At 60.2% G+C, this 17,800-nt stretch carries 15 protein-coding genes; 12 read left to right on the forward strand and 3 right to left on the reverse strand.

Annotation, left to right across the window (positions count from 1 at the left end; genetic code table 11):
• The first annotated feature begins 41 nt into the window (after positions 1-41).
• A complete protein-coding gene (locus tag NQ050_RS04530; protein WP_257038095.1) occupies positions 42-566 on the forward strand; it encodes a YbhB/YbcL family Raf kinase inhibitor-like protein in 525 nt (174 codons plus the stop codon).
• Positions 559-948, forward strand: coding sequence for a hypothetical protein (locus tag NQ050_RS04535; RefSeq protein ID WP_257038096.1), 390 nt, complete (start codon positions 559-561; stop codon positions 946-948). The genes NQ050_RS04530 and NQ050_RS04535 overlap by 8 nt, the downstream gene beginning before the upstream one ends.
• Before the next feature lie 60 nt (positions 949-1,008).
• Here NQ050_RS04535 and NQ050_RS04540 read toward each other — a convergent pair whose 3' ends face one another.
• The 3 genes from NQ050_RS04540 to NQ050_RS04550 are packed head-to-tail and all read right to left on the reverse strand — an operon-like array spanning position 1,009 to position 4,192.
• Entirely contained in the window at positions 1,009-2,118 is a 1,110-nt protein-coding gene (locus NQ050_RS04540) for a quinone-dependent dihydroorotate dehydrogenase (RefSeq protein ID WP_257038097.1), read from the reverse strand.
• A 47-nt stretch (positions 2,119-2,165) separates the two neighbouring features.
• Positions 2,166-3,203: a YncE family protein gene (locus NQ050_RS04545; protein WP_257038098.1), complete on the reverse strand. Its 1,038-nt coding sequence runs from the start codon at positions 3,201-3,203 to the stop codon at positions 2,166-2,168.
• A 23-nt stretch (positions 3,204-3,226) separates the two neighbouring features.
• A complete protein-coding gene (locus tag NQ050_RS04550; protein ID WP_257038099.1) occupies positions 3,227-4,192 on the reverse strand; it encodes an aldo/keto reductase in 966 nt (321 codons plus the stop codon).
• A gap of 85 nt (positions 4,193-4,277) precedes the next feature.
• Here NQ050_RS04550 and NQ050_RS04555 point away from each other — a divergent pair, with 85 nt between their 5' ends.
• From NQ050_RS04555 to aspA, 10 genes are all read left to right on the forward strand, one after another.
• Positions 4,278-5,102 carry an undecaprenyl-diphosphate phosphatase gene (locus NQ050_RS04555; protein WP_257038170.1) on the forward strand — a complete coding sequence of 275 codons (825 nt, stop codon included), beginning with the start codon at positions 4,278-4,280 and terminating at the stop codon, positions 5,100-5,102.
• Between the two features lie 106 nt (positions 5,103-5,208).
• A complete protein-coding gene (gene mshC, locus NQ050_RS04560) occupies positions 5,209-6,483 on the forward strand; it encodes a cysteine--1-D-myo-inosityl 2-amino-2-deoxy-alpha-D-glucopyranoside ligase (protein WP_257038100.1) in 1,275 nt (424 codons plus the stop codon).
• Positions 6,480-6,863, forward strand: a complete 384-nt coding sequence (locus NQ050_RS04565; RefSeq protein ID WP_257038101.1) for a hypothetical protein — start codon at positions 6,480-6,482, stop codon at positions 6,861-6,863. Before mshC ends, NQ050_RS04565 begins: the two co-directional genes overlap by 4 nt.
• Positions 6,864-7,006: 143 nt before the next feature.
• A complete protein-coding gene (locus tag NQ050_RS04570; protein ID WP_257038102.1) occupies positions 7,007-8,032 on the forward strand; it encodes a PE-PPE domain-containing protein in 1,026 nt (341 codons plus the stop codon).
• 125 nt (positions 8,033-8,157) lie between these two features.
• Positions 8,158-11,748 (forward strand): methionine synthase, encoded by a 3,591-nt coding sequence (gene metH / locus NQ050_RS04575; RefSeq protein WP_257038103.1) that lies wholly within the window; start codon positions 8,158-8,160, stop codon positions 11,746-11,748.
• A gap of 63 nt (positions 11,749-11,811) precedes the next feature.
• Positions 11,812-12,531, forward strand: coding sequence for an HAD family phosphatase (locus NQ050_RS04580; protein WP_257038104.1), 720 nt, complete (start codon positions 11,812-11,814; stop codon positions 12,529-12,531).
• Positions 12,497-12,781: a phosphoribosyl-ATP diphosphatase gene (locus NQ050_RS04585; protein WP_257038105.1), complete on the forward strand. Its 285-nt coding sequence runs from the start codon at positions 12,497-12,499 to the stop codon at positions 12,779-12,781. Before NQ050_RS04580 ends, NQ050_RS04585 begins: the two co-directional genes overlap by 35 nt.
• A gap of 120 nt (positions 12,782-12,901) precedes the next feature.
• On the forward strand, positions 12,902-13,747 hold the full coding sequence (hisG, locus tag NQ050_RS04590) for an ATP phosphoribosyltransferase (RefSeq protein WP_257038106.1): 846 nt from the start codon (positions 12,902-12,904) through the stop codon (positions 13,745-13,747).
• Positions 13,748-14,215: 468 nt separating this feature from the next.
• The gene (locus tag NQ050_RS04595; RefSeq protein WP_257038107.1) at positions 14,216-15,523 is read left to right on the forward strand and encodes an anaerobic C4-dicarboxylate transporter; all 1,308 of its coding nucleotides are present in this window, start codon (positions 14,216-14,218) and stop codon (positions 15,521-15,523) included.
• 529 nt (positions 15,524-16,052) lie between these two features.
• A complete protein-coding gene (gene aspA, locus NQ050_RS04600) occupies positions 16,053-17,723 on the forward strand; it encodes an aspartate ammonia-lyase (RefSeq protein WP_257038108.1) in 1,671 nt (556 codons plus the stop codon).
• Positions 17,724-17,800 lie beyond the last annotated feature (77 nt).

The following is a 17,800-nucleotide window of genomic DNA, read 5'->3' on the forward strand; positions in this document are numbered from 1 at the left end:
TGCACCGCTTCCACGAGTGCAATGCTGTAAAACTGAAACGTATGAGTGACTATGCACAAGATTCCCGCTTCCCGGGGCCAGATCCTTACGCCCCGCTGAAGGATCTCCCCACGTTCACTTTGGTGTCTCACGACTTGGAAAACGGTGCCAAGATCGCGGAGCAGCACCTGGGTGGAAACGACGTTTCCCCCCACCTCGCGTGGTCTGACCTGCCAGAAGGCACCAAGTCCATCGCAATCACCTGCTTTGACCCGGACGCCCCTACCGCGGCTGGTTTCTGGCACTGGGCCGTGTGCAACATCCCGGTGAGCACCACCGAGCTCGCCCAAGGCGCCGGCACTGCTGAGCTGGCCCTCACCTTGAAGGGTGACTCCGGAAAGGTTGGCTACTACGGTCCGCAGCCCCCAGCAGGCCACGGCCCGCACCGCTACCTCTTCGCTGTGCACGCCGTAGACGTCGAGGAGCTCGATATCCCCGCTGATGCCACCCCAACGGTGTTGGGCTTCAACCTGTACTTCCACTCAATTGCGCGCACCGTGCTGTGGGGCTGGTACCAGAATGACTAATGATTCTCCAAGGCAGGCTCCCATCTCCAAGGGTTTCCGCGTTGGTGGTGCATTAGTGGCAGTTGCGTTTGCAATGTTCATCTTCGGCGTGATCTCAGTGTTCACCGACGGATGGATGGCGCCATTCCCCGTCACGCCACGCTTCCTCCTCATCATTCTGGCAATTGCCCTGCTCGGCGGCTTTGCCACGATGAACCGCAAGGATGAGGGTGGGATCGTGAAGGTAGTCGCCCTCGCGGTAGCATTACTGTTGGTGGTTTTGGGGCGCTTTATCCCAAACGAGCCTTTTGCATATTGGCAGCAATACTGGCTCCTTCTCTACGCCGTGGGTGCGTTCCTCGGAGCGATCCTCATCCGCAATAGCGCTGCGGGTAGGCAATGAGCGGAAGCTAAGAAGAAAATGCTGGTCGGAAGGTTCCCGGCCAGCGTTTTTCAGCTCTAGTTAGCCCAAAGTCCACGGCAATTTGGAGCCCACCGCTTGGTCAATGCTGTTCAGCCCATGTGCGCGCAGTTGCTTGGCGATGCCCAGGTGGATGTCACGGATCCAGTCCGGCCCACCGTAAATCATGCCGGTGTAGCCCTGCAGAAGCGAGGCACCCGCAGCGATGCGCTCCCAGGCCTGCTGCGGAGTGGAAATACCGCCAACGCCAATGAGAACCAGGCGCCCACCCACGCGTTCATGCAGGCGTTCCAGCACTTGCATTGCGCGCTCGGCCACCGGGGCACCAGAAATGCCACCTGCGCCCATGGCTTCCACCTCGGCCTTCGGGGTGTTCAGTCCCTCGCGGGAGATGGTGGTGTTCGTTGCCACGATGCCGGCCAGCCCGAGCTCCAAGGCAAGGTCCGCCACTGCGTCCACGTCCTCGTCGCTCAGATCCGGGGCGATCTTCACCAGCACCGGCACCTGTGTTGCCTCCTGCACTGCGCTAAGGATTGGGCGCAAAGACTCCACTGCCTGCAAATCCCGAAGCCCTGGGGTGTTGGGGGAGGAGACGTTCACCACCAGGTAATCCGCGAGGTCACCAAGCAATGATGCCGAGCGGCGATAATCATCCACCGCTCCTTCAGCAGGCACAACCTTGGTTTTGCCGATGTTGATGCCAATTACGGCGTCGCTGCTGCGGCGGCGCAGGTTCTGCGCAACTTCGGCTGCACCCGCGTTGTTGAAGCCCATGCGGTTGAGAATCGCTTTGTCCTGCGGCAGGCGGAACAGCCTCGGCGTGGGGTTGCCAGGCTGCGGGGAGGCAGTCACGGTGCCCAGCTCCGCGTAGCCAAAGCCTACCGACGCCCACGCGTCCGGCGCCTCACCGTTCTTGTCGAAGCCCGCCGCAAGGCCAAGGGGTGCCGGGAAGCGCACCCCGAAGACTTCCTGGCTCAGGATTGGGTCATCCACACTCACGACCTTGCCTACAGCAGTGCGCAGCGGAGCGGCTACCTGCAGCCCGTGCATGCCCTGGGAGATGATGCCGTGGATGCGCTCCGGGGATAGCTTGAACATGCCGCGAAGTGCCATTTGGTATGCACGGACACGCAGGTCATGGAATGATGGCATAGGTTTTCTCCTCTTGTGCTGCGGGTGAAACGTCTTTCGGGGGGGTGTTAAAGGTCGATGATTTGCAATCCGGCCCCGCTCGCGGAGCTCAGCACCACCTGATTGCCCACAACGGCGAGGTGTTGGGCGTCTGCAATGGTTTCCCAGGTTGCGTCCAGCTCCGGGGTGCCGGTGTTGAGCCGGTAGGAGGACAGGGTGTTTGTTCCGGTGGAGGCAACCAAGGCTCGCTGGCCCTGGGCATCCCAGGCGGTGGACCACGGGCCTTCTGCTACGGGGGTGGTTTGGTGAAGGCGGATGAAATCCAAGGACTGGTACACGGCGAGCTGGTTGCCCACGGTGTCCGCGGCCAGGAACATGCCTTGCTCACCTGCGGAGATCTCGCCTACACCTAAACCGACGCGCAGCATCGCCCCGGCGCGGTGTTCTTCAAGTTCGATGTCTTGGATGAGGGTCTTTTCGCGGTTGATTCGCACCACGGCGTCGCTGCCATCGGGGCGAGTGCTCAAGGCCAGTTGGGAGGTGGTGCCTTCCACTGCGAAGGGCTTCGCGGCCTCATCTGAACCGTCTGCAGGAACCACTACCGCCTGGTTTGTCTGGGTGGAAGCGGCGATGATGTTGGCGTCACTACTGAGCACGGCGAGGTCGTAGGACCCACCCAGATCAATGGGTGAGGGGAGTTGCGTATCAGCAGGGTCAATCAGGTATGCGCTTTGGCCACAGGCGAGCACAAATTTCCCGCTGGAGGCCGCAACGCGCCCGCATTCGCTTGGGAGTGTGATGCTGGCTGCGTCGTCAGCGCGAAACTCCTCCAGGGTGCCGAGCTTGAGGCCATCCTGGCTTCGCACGGCAAGCGTCTGCCCGATCACCTCGATTTCCGCCAGCTTCTCGCCGAGTTCGAGAACCTCGCCGTCGGGGGTGTTCGAAGCAGGGGAGGCAACCGGGGTGGCGTTGCCCATGGCGCCGGTGAGTTCCTCGGTGTTGAGCTTGGACTCCACTGAGGTGCCGCAGGCGCTGAGCAGGAGTGCGGCGAGCGTGGAACCCACAGCGAGGCGGGTGATGTGGCTGAAGCTGCGGTCTCGATTCACAATCTGCAAGCCTATCAGGTGGGCTAAAGGGTAACGTCGTCCAGTGCTGCGAGAATGCTGCGAGGAATGTGGACTTGCGCACTTTCCAGATACTCCTGCAACTGCTGCGGGGTGCGCGGGGTGGAAACGATCGCGCTCACGCCCGGTTGCTGGCGCACCCACGCGCTCGCGGCAACAGCCATGGAGATGCCCAAACCCTCTGCTGCGGTAGCGAGGGCGGCGAGGGCTCGGAGCACGCGGTTGGCCCTCTCGCCATTCTCACCGTTTTCACCGCCGGTGGTGGCTGCGAGCAACGCGTGGACGTCGGTATGCTGCCCGCGCGCGGCCCTGGAATCCTGAGGGATGCCGTGCTGGTACTGGCCGCTGAGCACGCCGTGCGCGATCGGAGCCCCCGCAATCACTCCGACGCCCAGGTAGCTCGCTGCGGGAATCAACTGCGTTTCGGCGCCGCGGGCAAGCAGGTGATATTCACTCTGCGCGGCAACCAGCAGGTGGGGGATCTGGCTGTGCAGCAGCGCCAATTGCCAGCCTTCGTAGCCGCGAACCCCGGCGTAGCGAACTTTGCCCTGGTTGATCGCAGTGCTCAGGGTGTGTGCTACTTCCTCGCAGGGGACCTGCGGATCCCAGTGACCCACGGTCCACAGATCGATGTGATCCACCTGGAGGGAGCGCAGCGCGTGATCCAGTTCCGCGAGCAGATTGCGCCTGGAGGTATCCACTCGATGCCCGTAGGTTGCTCGTTCATCCACGCCAGACGCAACGGAAAGCACCAGTTCATCGCGATCCTTGTTGATGCCGGTTGCGGCGGCTGCGGTGGCGAACATGGGGAACGCGTCAGGGGCCAGCTCCACAAAGTTGCCGCCTTGTAGGTGGTATTGCTGAAGCATCGCGGTGGCATCGTCTTGGCTCGTGCCACGGCCCCATGTTTGGGTGCCTAAACCCAGGTTGGAAACTTTTAGTCCGCTGCGACCCACTGGTAGATACTTCACTTGCTTCACAGTAGTGGTAGCGTTGCACCTTGTGAATTCAGATATCGCCATCCTTGCCCAAGCCCAAGTTGGCGCCACCACTGACATGTCCTGGTGGCAAGTGATCGTGCTCTCCATTGTGCAGGGCCTCACGGAGTTCCTCCCCATCAGCTCCTCCGGGCATTTGCGCATCGTGTCCGAGCTGTTCTGGGGCCAAGACGCCGGCGCCTCCTTTACCGCCGTGGTGCAGCTCGGCACCGAACTCGCTGTGTTGGTGTTTTTTGCCAAAGACATCTTCAACATCGCATCCGGCTGGCTGCGCGGGCTGTTCAACAAGCACGCCCGCGGTTTTGAATACCGTATGGGCTGGATGGTGATCCTGGGCTCGATCCCGGTTGCGGTGATCGGCTTTCTGGCCAAGGACTATATACGCGATGCGCTGCGCAACCTTTGGATTACCGCCACCGTGCTCGTGCTGTTCTCCTTCGTGTTCATCGCTGCGGAGCGCTGGGGCAAGAAGAACCGCGGCTACACCGAACTTATGTACAAAGACGCCCTCATCATGGGTTTCGCTCAGTGCCTCGCGCTGATCCCAGGTGTCTCCCGCTCCGGCGGCACGATCTCCGCAGGTCTGTTCACTGGCCTTGACCGCGAGGTTGCGGCACGCTTTTCCTTCTTGCTGGCTATCCCAGCGGTGTTTGCATCCGGTTTGTTCTCGCTTCCCGACGCTTTCAATCCCACCGCCGGCCAAGCGGCAACCGGGGCCCAGCTCCTCGTAGGCACCGCGATTTGTTTTGTCCTCGGCTACGCCTCAATTGCTTGGCTGCTCAAGTTTGTTTCCAATAATTCCTTCGCCTGGTTTGCCGCGTACCGCATCCCGGTGGGCTTGGCTGTGATGGGCCTGCTGGCAATCGGCGTGCTGCAGCCATAGCCGCCAGAGCAGGCATAGCAGCCTTAGCAGGCGTTACGGTGGGATAGCAGGCGAGTGCTCAGTGGGGGATGGGCGCGCTGGGTTGTGGCACGCTAAGGTGTGAATCATGCATTCATGGCCTGAACCTACCGTTCCAGTTCTCCCGAAGGAGTTGGTGCCAACCTCGGTGCTGGAGTTGTATGACAGCTCGCACCGGGCTGTGACCCCCGTGGACGTGAGTGGGCCAGAGGTGGGGATGTACGTGTGCGGTATCACCCCTTATGACTCCACGCACCTGGGCCATGCGGCCACGTACTTGGCCTTTGACCTCGTGTACCGCCAGTTGTTGGCCCGCGGACACAAGGTGCATTACGTGCAAAACATCACCGACGTTGACGATCCACTCTTTGAGCGCGCTGAGCGCGACGGAGTGGATTGGCGTGAACTTGGCAGCTCCCAGATTGACCTGTTCCGCAGTGACATGGAGGCACTCAGCGTGCTCCCGCCGCGCGATTACGTCGGCGCCATGGAGAGCGTGGACGAGGTCGTGGCAATGGTGCAGCGTCTGCTCGAGGTTGGGGCGGCGTACCAGCTTGTAGGTGATGAATACCCAGACATCTACGCGAGTATTTCTGCCACGAGCCAGTTCGGTTATGAATCTCGCCTGGACCGCGCACAGATGCTGGAGTTGTTCTCCCAACGCGGTGGGGACCCCGAGCGCCCTGGCAAGCGTGATCCGCTCGACGCCCTCTTGTGGCGCGCCGAACGCCCTGGTGAACCAGCGTGGCAGGCGCCGTTTGGTGCGGGTCGCCCTGGCTGGCATGTGGAGTGTTCCGCGATCGCCACCAACCGCCTGGGTGCGCACTTTGCCATTCAGGGCGGCGGCAGCGACCTGCTGTTCCCGCACCACGAGTTCTCTGCGGCCCACGCAGAGGCGGCGCACGGGGTGCCGAGGATGGCCAACCACTATGTGCACACCGGAATGATTGAGCTCGACGGCGAAAAAATGAGCAAATCCCTGGGCAACCTTGAGTTCGTCTCTCGGCTGCGCGCGAGGGGAGTACACCCTAGCGAAATCCGCCTGGGGCTGTTCGCCGGGCACTACCGGACGGACCGCAGTTGGAGCGAGGAACTCCTCCAGCACGCGCAGCAACGCAGGCAACTCTGGGCACAGGCATGCAGTGCGGCTACTGACGTCACCTTGGCCCACAATCTCATTTTTGAAGTCTCCGACCTTTTGGCCAATGACCTCAACACCCCAGCTGCATTGGCCGCGGTAGACGCGTGGGCACACGAGCAGCTTGAGCAAGCCACCGTTTCAGGGACGGAGGCTGAGGGGGATTCGGAAGCGGGCATTGTGGTTGCCCAAGCCCTGGATGCATTGCTTGGAGTGAAGCTATGACGCAGAACCGCCCGCTTGCCCCTGAGCTGTTGGATGACCTGCTTGCCACGCTCGAAGCCGTTGCAACCGGCTCCTACCTGCGCCCAGAGGAGCGCGAATACTGGGAACAGCCATTTCCGGCTAATGCCGTGGGTGAACTTGAGGCCATCCTGCGCGGTTTTCTCAAACAAACCTATGAGGTGGGGGTGGATCCTTCGCAAACCACCGCAGCGCTCATCGAAACCCTGGATGCGTTCAATGAACGCTACTTCTGGATGGTCATCGATAACGAAGAGGAGGTGGAGCTTCACCAATTCATCGAGGTTGCTTGGCAGGATGCGGGCTACGGAGACATCGGTGAGCTGCCGGCCTTCGGCGGGGATGAAGCCACAGAGGACTAGTGGCCGTGTCTCCAAGTTTCAGCACCATTTGTGGGGGTGCTGTAGCTCACTAAAGCTCACTGAAGCTCACTGAGTGAGATATTCAGTTTCAAATAGTGTTCAATAGTTCCTAAGTCTGCACCTTTCCCTCAAAGGAGCTCACAATGGGAACACACAAGCCTCAACTTCGCCCTCTTGTCCGCCGTCTCGCCGCAATCGGCCTAGCCGCGGTGAGCTGCGCAGGCGCCGTGCTGGCGTCGGGAAGCGGCGCCCAAGCCGCCCAAGCTGACACAGCTGCCCATGTCCAAGCAACCCAGCCTCAGGAATGCGCGCCGCTGGTGGTGGTGGCGAGCCGCGGAAGCAACCAGAACAAGCCGGAGCAGTTGGGAACGGACAACCTTTCTCCCAACCTCCGCGGCTTCCTCAATTCACTCAATGCGGCGCTGGCCGCGCATCCAGATGCGGAGGCCCGCGCGTTGGCGCCGCTGCCAGTGATCGCGCTACCGCCGAGCCAGTACCCGGCGGAGATTCCTTTTCCGGAGTACCTGGAACACTTAAGCCTTTCGGGGTCCTCGGAGGCGCGCGTTGACCTGCGGGAAAAGGGGCCACGCGGGGTGGCTCGTGAAGTTGCGCAGGGCTTCAACACGAGCATGGACATGGGGATCGCCCACACCAAGGCGGCGATCGAGGCCTATGAGCGGGACACTGGGTGTAAGCCAAACTATCTGCTGGCTGGCTACAGCCAGGGCGTATTGGTGAACAATGCCGTGGAACCTTGGCTCTATGAGCGGGTGACGGCGCGAGGGAACACAGTGACTGCCATGACGTTGGGCGATCCTTTCCAGCCGGTTTCCGGCATTCTGGCCGAGACGGCTACGTTGCCCAACCTGCACGGATACCTTCCGATTCCGCTCTACCTGCCGGACCAGCGGATTTCGCACCTGCGTCTATGCTTCGCCGGGGATTATGTATGCCAAATGGGGCTCAGTGGGCTGATACCGGTGGACCTAGGGCGGATTAATATTCACGCGCATTACTTTGATCCTCAGCGCGAGGCCGGGAACATCACCGCCGGGTCTATGGCGGAAAACCTCATGCTGTTCCCGAAGCACCGAGCGCAGGAAGCTGAGTTCATCTCCCAAGCCACCCAAGTGGTGCTGCGTACCGTCCGCGCAGGTAAAACCAACTAGGAGCAGATCGGGGAGGGGTGTTTGCGGAGCGCGCTCGCGGCCCCGGTGCTTGGCGGTGCGGAGGCGGGGCGTGCGGGTGGAGGTTCATTGCAGGCGGAGTTATTGCGTACTAAGCTGTCTACTCTATGGAAACCGCAGCGCACCTCCCCTTGAAGTCCACAGCCTTTCTGGATGCCCTCAACTCCACCGTGCTGATTGGCGACGGCGCCATGGGCACCCAATTGCAAGGCTTTGACCTTGACGTAGATGCAGACTTCCTTGGGCTTGAGGGCTGCAATGAGATCCTCAACCACACCCGGCCGGACGTGGTGGCGCAAATCCACCGCAACTACTTTGCGGCGGGCGCCGACCTGGTTGAGACCAACACCTTTGGCTGCAACCTACCGAACTTGGCCGACTATGACATCGCGGATCGCTGCCAAGAACTGGCCTACAAGGGTGTGGCGATTGCCCGCGAGGTTGCCGATGAAATGGGGCCTGGGCGTGATGGAATGCCGCGCTTCGTCCTGGGCTCCATGGGCCCCGGAACCAAGTTGCCTTCCCTGGGGCACGCGCCCTTCAATGACTTGAAGGAGTACTACACCGAGGCCGCGCTGGGTATGGCAAAGGCCGGCGCTGACGCCATCCTCATCGAGACTGCACAGGACCTCCTACAGGTCAAGGCCGCGGTCTTGGGTTGCCAGGAAGCCTTCGCTCAGGTGGGGTACCGCCTGCCGCTGGTGGTGCACGTGACGGTAGAGACCACCGGCACCATGCTGCTTGGCTCTGAGATCGGCGCAGCACTCACCGCGCTAGAGCCTTTGGGGATTGACATGATCGGCCTCAACTGCGCCACCGGCCCTGAGGAAATGAGTGAGCACCTGCGCTACCTCTCCCACAACGCCAGCATCCCGGTTTCCGTAATGCCGAACGCGGGTCTACCAGTGCTGGGTAAAAACGGTGCGGAGTATCCGCTCACTGCCGCAGAGCTGGGCGTGGCATTGAAGGGATTCGTGGAGGAGTACGGCCTGGCCATGGTCGGCGGCTGCTGTGGCACTACCCCTGAGCACATTTCCGCAGTGCGTGACGCGGTGGTGGGCAACGCAGAGCAGGCGGAGCGCCACCCCGTTACCCAAGATGCGGTGGCCTCACTCTATACCTCGGTGAATCTCACCCAAGACACTGGCATCACGCTGATCGGTGAGCGCACCAACGCCAATGGCTCCAAGGCATTCCGCGAGGCTATGCTCGCCGGAGACTTGGAAACCTGCGTAGACATCGCCAAGCAGCAGACCCGCGACGGCGCCCACATGCTCGACCTCTGCGTGGACTACGTGGGCCGTGACGGCCGCGAGGACATGGCCGCGCTGGCAAGCCTTCTGGCCACCAGCTCTACGCTGCCGATCATGATCGACTCCACCGAGCCGGAAGTGATCAAGGTGGGCCTTGAGCACCTCGGCGGACGTTGCGCGGTGAACTCCGTGAACTTTGAAGATGGCGACGGTCCGGACTCCCGCTACCAGCGCATCATGCGAGAGGTGGTCAAGCACGGTGCAGCGGTGGTGGCGCTCACCATTGATGAGGAGGGCCAGGCCCGCACTGCGGAAAAGAAGGTGGAGATCGCGCAGCGCCTCATCCAGGACATTACCCAAACGTGGGGTCTGCATGTGCGCGACATCATTGTGGATACGCTCACCTTCCCAATCTCCACGGGACAGGAAGAAACCCGCCGCGATGGCATTGAAACCATCGAGGCCATCCGCACCCTGCGCCAGCTTTACCCGGACATCCACCTCACGCTGGGCCTTTCCAATATCTCCTTTGGCCTGAACCCTGCGGCGCGCCAGGTGCTGAACTCCGTGTTCCTCAACGAGTGCATTGAGGCCGGCCTGGATTCCGCGATCGCGCACAGCTCCAAGCTGCTGCCGATGAATCGGATCGATGAGCAGCAGCGCAAGGTTGCGCTGGACATGATCTACGACCGCCGCACAGAAGACTACGACCCACTGCAAACCTTCATGGCACTCTTCGAAGGCGTTTCGGCTGCGTCGGCAAAGGATGCACGCGCCGAAGCCCTAGCAGCGATGCCGCTGCTGGAGCGCATTGCCCAGCGTGTGATCGACGGTGAGAAGGCCGGCATGGAGGCGGACCTCGATGCCGCAATGCAAGAGAAGTCCCCGCTGGACATCGTGAACGATGACCTGCTCGCGGGTATGAAGACCGTGGGTGAGCTCTTCGGCTCCGGGCAGATGCAGTTGCCCTTCGTGCTGCAGTCCGCCGAAACCATGAAGCACGCCGTTGCCTACCTGGAGCAGTTCATGGAGGCAAGCGATGATTCCGGAAGCAACGGCACAATCGTGATCGCTACCGTGAAGGGTGACGTGCACGATATTGGCAAAAACCTGGTGGATATCATCTTGTCCAACAATGGCTTCAACGTGGTGAATATCGGCATTAAACAGCCAATTTCGAACATCCTGGATGCTGCAAAGGAGCACAATGCAGACGCCATTGGCATGTCCGGGTTGCTGGTGAAGTCCACGGTGATCATGAAGGAAAATCTCCAGGAGATGAATGCTTCTGGCGATGCCAACTACCCGGTGATCCTCGGCGGTGCCGCGCTCACCCGCGCATATGTGGAAGATGACCTCACTGAGGTATATGAAGGCGATGTCTACTACGCCAAGGACGCCTTTGAGTCCTTGCGCCTCATGCAGGAGTTCATGGCACGAGTGCGTGGGGAGGGGCTTGACCCCAACTCACCGGAGGCCGTGGCCGCCGCTCGTAAGCGGGAGGAACGACGCGCGCGCAAGGAACGCTCCAAAGCCATCGCAGCGCGGCGCAAGGCCGAAGCGCAGCCCGTGGAGGTGCCAGCCCGCTCCGATGTTGCCACCAACGTCCCGGTGGCCACCCCGCCGTTCTGGGGAACGAAGGTTGTCAAGGGCATCCCACTGGCCGAGTACCTCCCTATGGTGGATGAGCGCGCCCTGTTCATGGGCCGTTGGGGACTCAAAGCCACCCGCGGCGGTGAAGGCCCAAGCTACGAGGAGCTGGTGGAAACCGAGGGCCGCCCACGCCTGCGCGCATGGATTGATCGTCTGAAGTCGGAGGGAATCCTGGACCACGCGGCAGTGGTTTACGGCTACTTCCCGGCGGTATCCAGCGGGGACACTGTGATGCTGCTCGCTGAGCCAGACCCGAACGCTGAGGTGATCGCGCAGTTCCACTTCCCCCGCCAGCAGCGCGGGAAGTTCTTGTGCATCGCGGACTTCATCCGATCCAAGGAGCTCGCGCAGGAAACCGGACAGGTGGACGTGTTCCCAATGCAGTTGGTCACCATGGGCGCGCCAATCGCCGATTTTGCCAATGAACTCTTCCAGGCAGACAACTACCGCGACTACCTGGAAGTGCACGGCATCGGCGTGCAACTCACCGAGGCGCTTGCTGAATACTGGCACGCGCGAGTTCGCTCGGAGCTGAAGCTGAACGACGGCACCACCGCGGCCGATCAAGATTCTCAAGACCTTGAGCGCTTCTTTGATTTGGAATACCGCGGAGCCCGCTACTCCTTTGGCTACGGTTCCTGCCCGGATTTGGAAGATCGCCGCACCCTGGTCGAGCTTCTGAAGCCGGAGCGCCTGGGCGTGAGCTTGTCTGAGGAACTGCAATTGCACCCTGAGCAATCCACGGATGCCTTTGTGCTCTACCACCCGGAGGCCAAGTACTTCAACGTCTAGGGCGCGTAGAGCGTCAAGATCCCTGAATTGCCTCGCGCTGGGTGTGCTGGCATTGTTGGCTGCATGGACACTGACTCACACCTTCCCAAGGATCCTACAAGCAACGGTTTTCGCGCCGTGCTGTGGGACATGGACGGGACGCTGATTGACTCAGAGCCACTCTGGGAGATCGCTACCTATGAGATGAGCGAGGCGATGGGCCGGCGCATCACCCCGGAACTCCGCGAGCGCACGGTAGGCGGTTCCTTTCTGAATACCGCCACCATCTGCGCAGAGCACGCGGGGATTACGCTCAACGATGAGTTGCTTGAGCACTACCGACGCACCATGTTCGCCCGCGTCCAGGATCTTTTAATCACTCGGGGAGAGTTTGTGCCCGGCGTGGAGCAATTGCTGCGCAAATTGCAGGAGGCGGGGGTCCCGAATGCGGTGGTCACCAACACCCCGCGTGAACTGGCAATGCCGGTGCTGGAGCATTTGGGTACACAGTACTTTTCCGTGTTCATGTGCGGTGATGATGTGCCCCAAGGCAAGCCTGACCCCATGATTTATGAGCGCGCAGCGGCCGCCCTCGGGATGGCACCAGGGGAGTGCTTGGCTGTGGAGGATTCCACCACTGGGATGACAGCCGCGGTTGGTGCGGGTTGCCTTGTGCTTGCTTCCCCGCTTGCTACCCAAATACGCCCGGATGGGGTGCAAGATTTTCCACAGGGTTCCTACTGTGGTGTTGAGGTGGGGGATCTGGAGGATGTGTGGAACAATTGCCAGCGTGAAGAATTTTGATTCCCTTTTTGCAGAGCTCACCCAGAAGATGCAGGACCGCCCGGAAGGGTCTGGCACAGTAGCTGCCATTGAGAAAGGCGTGCATCATCTGGGCAAAAAGGTAATTGAGGAAGCCGGCGAGGTGTGGATTGCCGCTGAGTACCAGTCCGACGAAGAGCTGGCTGAGGAGATGTCGCAGCTTCTGTACTGGTTGCAAACCATCATGATTGCCCGGGGCCTGACCCCGGAGGACCTTTACAAATACCTCTAAACACCCCTAGTAAATACCCCTTGCACGCACCTGTTGTGCGCTCCCCGGCTTGCGGCCGAGGCGCACTGGGTGTGTACCCCTTTTGTGTCCCTACTTGCGCTGGAATGTGAAGGAAGCTCGATGTTGAAAGTTGCGATCCCGAATAAGGGGTCTTTGTCTGAGGCCGCTGTGGAAATCCTCAAGGAGGCAGGGTACACCGGCCGCGGGGAATCCAAGCAGCTCAACGTGATTGACAAGAGGAACGATGTAGAGTTCTTCTTCCTGCGCCCAAAGGACATCGCGATCTACGTGGCTGGCGGGCAACTTGATCTAGGCATCACCGGCCGTGATTTGGCTGCGGATTCTCGCGCGGAGGTTTCCGAGGTCATGGCCTTGGGCTTTGGTAGCTCCACCTTCCGCTTTGCAGCTCCTCAGGGGTTGAACCTGGAGGTTTCCGATCTTGCGGGCAAGCGAATTGCCACGTCCTATCCGAACCTGGTGCGCGACTACCTGGCATCCCAATCCGTGGAGGCATCAGTGATCCGCCTCGACGGCGCTGTGGAGATCTCTATCAAGCTGGGGGTCGCGGACGTCATCGCCGATGTTGTGTCCACTGGCCGCACGCTGCGCAAGCAGGGCCTAGAGCCGTTTGGCCCCGTAATCTGCACCTCTGAAGCGGTGGTGGTGGGGCAGCAGGGCCGTGAGGTCTCCGAGCAGGAGCGCGTGTTCCTCCGCCGTATTGAGGGTATCTTGCACGCCCAGAACTACTTAATGCTGGATTACAACGTCTCTCGTGCCGCTTTGCCTGCGGCAACGGAGGTCACTCCTGGTCTGTCCGGTCCGACGGTTTCCCCGCTTGCACGCGAGGAATGGGTTGCCGTGCGCGCAATGGTGCCGCGACGCGATGCCAACAAGGTGATGGATGATCTCGCAGCACTTGGAGCAGAGGCGATTTTGGCCTCGGAAATTCGCATCGCCCGAATCTAAGGCACCAAAGTAGCCTCATGTGCGCCGCAGTACCCCTACCTATAGGGCGATAGTGAGTGCACAATCACAATGGGCGTTGGGTAGGGTAATCGTCACTGCATATAGCTCGATTTAATACCTATACAACGCCCGTTTTGTTGGTTTCTGTGGTTTTTGGTTGTGGTTTTGCCGTTTGTCACGCACACTGGGGGAAGCAGAGCGTGAGGTTCTGATAACAGCCTGGGAGACAGGGAAACAGGGAAACGTCACCAGGAAACAAAAGACACGCAGCACTTCAGCTCAACGCTTTTGAAAATTCCATAGGCGCGTTGAGCTCACGTTGGTGTTTGGGAAGCAGATTCCCGTTATTGGATTCTCCGTGCCCGGCATGCTGGTTGCGTCGGTATTGTGCGCGGCATGCGTATTTGCCCTTGAAGGCATTTTTCTCCACCCAACCACCTCCTTATTTCACAGAAAAGGTGTAGAAGTATGGCTGTAGTCCATATCCTGATAGTGCTCTGTGCAATCGTTTTAGGCGCGCGCCTTGGCTCAATTGCTATTGGTCTTGCCGGCGGCGCCGGTGTGATGCTGCTGGGCTTTAGCGGCGTGGCCGTGACGCGCGATGACATTCCTTTTGACGTCATTGGCATCATCATGGCCGTGATCGCCGCTATCGCCGCGATGCAACGTGCAGGTGGCCTGGATTATCTGGTTCACCTGGCAGAACGTGCATTGCGGAAGAACCCGAAATACATCACCTATGTTGCGCCGGTGGTCACCTACTTCATGACGTTGTTCGCGGGCACCGGCCATACCGCGTTTAGTACGCTGCCGGTGATCGTGGAAGTTTCCAAGGAATCCGGTGTGCGGCCTTCCCGCCCGCTGTCCGTTGCCGTGCCAGCGTCTCAGATGGCCATCACTGCCTCGCCCATTTCCGCAGCGGTTGTGTTCATGGCGAGCATCATGGAGCCGCTTGGGGTTGGCTACCTCACGCTGCTGGCCATCCTGATTCCAGCTACCTTCCTGGCCATTTTCCCCACCGCTTGGTTGGCTAACCGCTTGGGCAAGGAGTTGGAGGCGGATGCTGAGTACCAAGATCGCCTTAACCGTGGGTTGGTAAGCCCTCCAAAGGGCGCGGCCCACTACGAGCCGGTGCGTGGAGCCAAGGCATCCGTGGTGATCTTCCTGGTGGCCATCCTTGCTGTGATGGTGTACGCCACCGCGATCTCTGACCAAGTGGGACTGATCAGCGAACCGACGCTGCCGCGCAATGAGGCGATCATGGCGATGATGCTCACCGCCGCAACCATCATCGTGCTGGTGTGCAAGTTCCCCGCGGGTGACATCCTCAACACCCAAGTGTTCCGTTCCGGCATGTCTGCCTCCGTGTGTGTGCTTGGCGTTGCCTGGCTAGGCACCACGCTGGTGAACCACTACATTGAAGAAATTCAAGACTTTTCCGGGGATCTGCTCAACGCATACCCATGGTTGCTCGCGGTGGTGCTCTTCTTCGCGGCGGCATTGCTGTACTCACAGGCAGCAACCGCGAAAGCGCTCATGCCGGCGGCACTCGCGATGGGTGTAAGCCCATTAACCGCGGTGGCTGCTTTCCCCGCGGTATCGGCACTGTTTATCCTTCCTACCTACCCAACGCTGCTCGCTGCAGTGGAAATGGATGATACGGGCTCCACCCGGATTGGCAAGGCCGTGTTCAATCACCCATTCTTCATTCCCGGAACGCTGCAGATTGTGCTTTCGGTGCTGCTCGGTTACTTGATCGGCGGCGTGTTGATCTAACTGATCGAGCCGATTCTGATGCGTTTTGAGGAGCATGGTTACGGCACGTCTCTCACCCCCAGCGCTCCCATCATTTCGCCTTTTTACCCCTAACGGGGGTAGGAGGATCGGAGGGCAAGAGAAAAAACTTTGCAAGCTGAAATCTTGCCTTCTGGGCCGCGGGTTCCAAAGCGAGCCTTTGCTATCCTGCAGCAACAATTTTAACTGTCAAAAGGCAGGTAAAAGTACATTTTTGGGGTTTGAAAACTCGCGAGTTTACTCCGGCCACAAGGCGGCCATGCTCCAGTAGCGTGGAGTGGGCGGAGAGGGCGGCAAGGCTCGGGCCTTGGTTGGAAAACGCAACTGCGCACGGCACCCCCACAACTTCACAGAGTTTCCCCACTCATTCCACAAACACGTGGCGTCGGGGGTGCGCTTTGGGCAAGCAGCAGAGCCCGGAGTTTGACCCAGGCGAATGCAGGCGCTGGTACTGCCGCCAGTACCGACGCTGCCAAATCCACAAGAATCCCAGAAGGAGTATTCACCCCATATGAGTAAGTCCGAGCAAGATTCAACGCCTCAGGTGCAACCGGCACCGGACGTGCAGAAACAACAAACCGCCAAGGTCCTGGAGGCGAAAGCCCAAGCCACCAAGGGCGACCCCGACCAAAACCTCGAAAACATCCCAACCGAACACCGAACTGAACAGGTAGAAAAGGAGAGCGCAGTGAGCGCAAAGGCTGCAAAGGCAAAGAAGACCACGAAGGCTGAAGGCAAGTCTGAGGAGCAGGACTTCTCCAAGGGCACCCGCGTGGAGGAAGACCTTTTGGGCACCATGGAGGTGTCCAACGAGTTCTACTACGGCATCCATACGATGCGCGCTATTGATAACTTCCAGATCAGCCGCACCACCATCAACCATGTGCCCGAGTTCATTCAGGGCATGGTGTACGTGAAGAAGGCCGCTGCCCTTGCTAACCGCCGCCTGCACACTTTGCCACGCAAGAAGGCGGAGGCAATTGTGTGGGCCTGTGATCAGATCCTGGACCACGGCCGCTGCATGGACCAGTTCCCAATTGACGTATTCCAGGGCGGCGCCGGCACTTCTTTGAACATGAACACTAACGAGGTAGTGGCAAACCTCGCGCTGGAGTACCTCGGGGAGCCCAAGGGTTCCTACCACATCATCAACCCCAACGATGACGTGAACATGTCTCAGTCCACTAATGACGCCTACCCAACCGGCTTCCGCTTGGGTGTGTACATGTGCATGACCCGCCTGATTGACCAGGTGGACCAGCTTCAAAAGGCCTTCGCTGCAAAGGGTGCGGAGTTTGCCGACATTTTGAAGATGGGCCGCACTCAACTCCAGGATGCTGTGCCAATGACCTTGGGTGAGGAGTTCCAGGCCTTCGCCCACAACCTGGCCGAAGAGCAGGCGATTCTGCGCACCGCCGCGGACCGCCTCCTGGAGATCAACCTGGGCGCCACCGCAATCGGCACCGGTTTGAACACCCCATCCGGCTACCGCCATCAGGTCACGGCCTCGCTCTCGGAGGTCACCGGTTTGGAGATGAAGTCTGCACGGGACCTGATTGAGGCCACCAGCGATACTGGCGCCTACGTCCTCGCTCACTCCGCTGTGAAGCGTGCAGCGATGAAGCTCTCCAAGATCTCCAATGACCTCCGCTTGCTGTCCTCCGGTCCAACCGCTGGCCTGCACGAGATCAATCTGCCACCACGCCAGGCAGGTTCCTCCATCATGCCGGCAAAGGTGAATCCCGTGATCCCAGAAGTGGTCAACCAGGTGTGCTTCAAAGTCTTTGGCAACGACCTCACCGTCACCATGGCCGCGGAGGCAGGCCAGCTCCAACTCAACGTGATGGAGCCCGTGATCGGCGAGGCCTTGTTCCAGTCCATCCGCATCCTCGGCAACGCAGCGGATGCCCTGCGCGAAAAGTGCGTGGTGGGTATTACCGCAAACCCAGAGGTCTGCCGCGCGTACGTGGAAAACTCCATTGGTATCGTGACCTACCTCAACCCCTTCATTGGGCACCACAATGGTGACATGATCGGTAAGGAGGCCGCCGCCACGGGCCGTTCCGTGCGCGAACTCGTGCTGGAAAAAGGCCTTATGGATGAGGAAACCCTCAACCAGGTGCTGAGCAAGGAAAACCTCATGCACCCAGTGTTTCGGGGTACGCTGTACCTCGACGACTAAAAATGGGAAATCCAAGGCCATGATCGTGCCTTGACCCAAGAATGAAACACCCGTGCGCGTCCAGTCTCCACAGATTC

The sequence above is a fragment of the Corynebacterium sp. 122RC1 genome (assembly GCF_024580955.1).
Taxonomy (GTDB): Bacteria; Actinomycetota; Actinomycetes; order Mycobacteriales; family Mycobacteriaceae; genus Corynebacterium; species Corynebacterium kozikiae.

What these genes read in the sequence shown, in the direction of transcription:
- NQ050_RS04530 (WP_257038095.1), top strand. Translation starts at nt 42, where the DNA reads ATGAGTGACTATGCACAAGATTCCCGCTTCCCGGGGCCAGATCCTTAC.
- NQ050_RS04535 (WP_257038096.1), top strand. Translation starts at nt 559, where the DNA reads ATGACTAATGATTCTCCAAGGCAGGCTCCCATCTCCAAGGGTTTCCGC.
- NQ050_RS04540 (WP_257038097.1), bottom strand. Translation starts at nt 2,118, where the DNA reads ATGCCATCATTCCATGACCTGCGTGTCCGTGCATACCAAATGGCACTT.
- NQ050_RS04555 (WP_257038170.1), top strand. Translation starts at nt 4,278, where the DNA reads ATGTCCTGGTGGCAAGTGATCGTGCTCTCCATTGTGCAGGGCCTCACG.
- mshC (WP_257038100.1), top strand. Translation starts at nt 5,209, where the DNA reads ATGCATTCATGGCCTGAACCTACCGTTCCAGTTCTCCCGAAGGAGTTG.
- NQ050_RS04565 (WP_257038101.1), top strand. Translation starts at nt 6,480, where the DNA reads ATGACGCAGAACCGCCCGCTTGCCCCTGAGCTGTTGGATGACCTGCTT.
- NQ050_RS04570 (WP_257038102.1), top strand. Translation starts at nt 7,007, where the DNA reads ATGGGAACACACAAGCCTCAACTTCGCCCTCTTGTCCGCCGTCTCGCC.
- metH (WP_257038103.1), top strand. Translation starts at nt 8,158, where the DNA reads ATGGAAACCGCAGCGCACCTCCCCTTGAAGTCCACAGCCTTTCTGGAT.
- NQ050_RS04580 (WP_257038104.1), top strand. Translation starts at nt 11,812, where the DNA reads ATGGACACTGACTCACACCTTCCCAAGGATCCTACAAGCAACGGTTTT.
- NQ050_RS04585 (WP_257038105.1), top strand. Translation starts at nt 12,497, where the DNA reads ATGTGTGGAACAATTGCCAGCGTGAAGAATTTTGATTCCCTTTTTGCA.
- hisG (WP_257038106.1), top strand. Translation starts at nt 12,902, where the DNA reads ATGTTGAAAGTTGCGATCCCGAATAAGGGGTCTTTGTCTGAGGCCGCT.
- NQ050_RS04595 (WP_257038107.1), top strand. Translation starts at nt 14,216, where the DNA reads ATGGCTGTAGTCCATATCCTGATAGTGCTCTGTGCAATCGTTTTAGGC.
- aspA (WP_257038108.1), top strand. Translation starts at nt 16,053, where the DNA reads ATGAGTAAGTCCGAGCAAGATTCAACGCCTCAGGTGCAACCGGCACCG.